A 1,244-nucleotide genomic window follows, 5' to 3' on the forward strand; every position below is an offset into this window, starting at 1 on the left:
GCCGTGTTGAGGGTGCTCACTCGAGGCCGCCTTCCGAAGCCGGGTGGGCCTGTTCCTGGTCGCGGGCGACGGCTTCGTACAGGGCCTTGATGTTCCGCGTCCCGAACGTCTTTGCGCCGAGCCGCTCGATGATCTCCCAGAAGAACGTCCGGCGTGGGTGCGTCGACTTGGCGAAGATCTGGAAGAGCTGTCCGCCGTGGTCCTCGTCGGCCAGGATCCCCAGCCCCTTCAGCTGCTCCACCGTGTAGGCCTCCGGGGAGAGCCGGTCGCCCAACATGTCGTAGTAGGTGCCGGGCGTGGTGAGGAAGCCGGTACCTCGGCCCGCCAGGTCTCCGACGGTGCCGACGATGTTCCGGGTGGCCAGAGCGATGTGTTGGACGCCCGCCCCGCCGTGGTCCTTGAGGAACGCGTCGATCTGGCCGGGATCGGCGGACAGGTCGGGCTCGATGAGGGTGAAGGTGACGTCGCGCGCGGCGTTCTGCACGACCTTCGAGATCATCGCCTGGCTGCCGACGAGGATGCGATCCTGGAATATCTCCCGGAAGCCGAGCGCGCGACGGTAGAACTCGGCGGCCGGGACGAGGCCGTCGGCCTTCAGGCACACCGCGAAGTGGTCGATGCCGCGGACGATGCCACGCTCGGACGCGGCCGAGGCATCGGCGTCGGAGGCAGCCGCGAACCCGGGGAGCAGGACGCCGCGAGCGTACGCTCCCGGCGCGGGCTGGACCAGCCGGTGCACGACGTCGCCGAATCCGCCAATCACGGCGGTGGTCGCCACCACATCGTCCTCGAGATCAACCGGCTCCTCGACGGCGGTCGCCCCGTTGGCCACGGCGTGGGCGAAGACCGCCCGTACGTCGTCGACCCGCAGCGTTATGCCGCCGACCCCGTCGCCGTGCCGGGTGACGTACGCGGTGGCCGGGTGCTCCTCCGCCAGGCCCTGGGTGAACACGATGACCGCGTCGCCCTGGCCCACCGCCACGGAGCGGGCGACGCCGTCCTCCCCGAGACCGGCTGATCCGCAGACGCGGAAGCCGAACTCGTCCACCATCGCCGCGGCGTGGGCCGCCGCATCCGCCACGAAGAACTCGACGTGGTCGAGCCGGACGCCTTCCCCTACGGGGCTGTACTGCATCAGTTCGCTCTCTTCTTCCTCTTGCTCAGGCACGTGCCCGTGGCAACTCCACAGGCACGTGCCACGTCATCCATCAAGGGCCGGGCGCTCGTCGCGCCGGGGTGCGGCC

The 1,244-nt window shown here is 70.0% G+C and carries 1 protein-coding gene; it reads right to left on the minus strand.

The features are described from left to right. Window positions 1–16: 16 nt before the first annotated feature. Window positions 17–1,168 (minus strand): 4-hydroxyphenylpyruvate dioxygenase, encoded by a 1,152-nt coding sequence (gene hppD, locus ACSYGN_RS04790; RefSeq protein WP_460392139.1) that lies wholly within the window; start codon window positions 1,166–1,168, stop codon window positions 17–19. Between the last annotated feature and the right edge of the window lie 76 nt (window positions 1,169–1,244).

The sequence above is a fragment of the Streptomyces sp. YIM S03343 genome, from assembly GCF_054729195.1.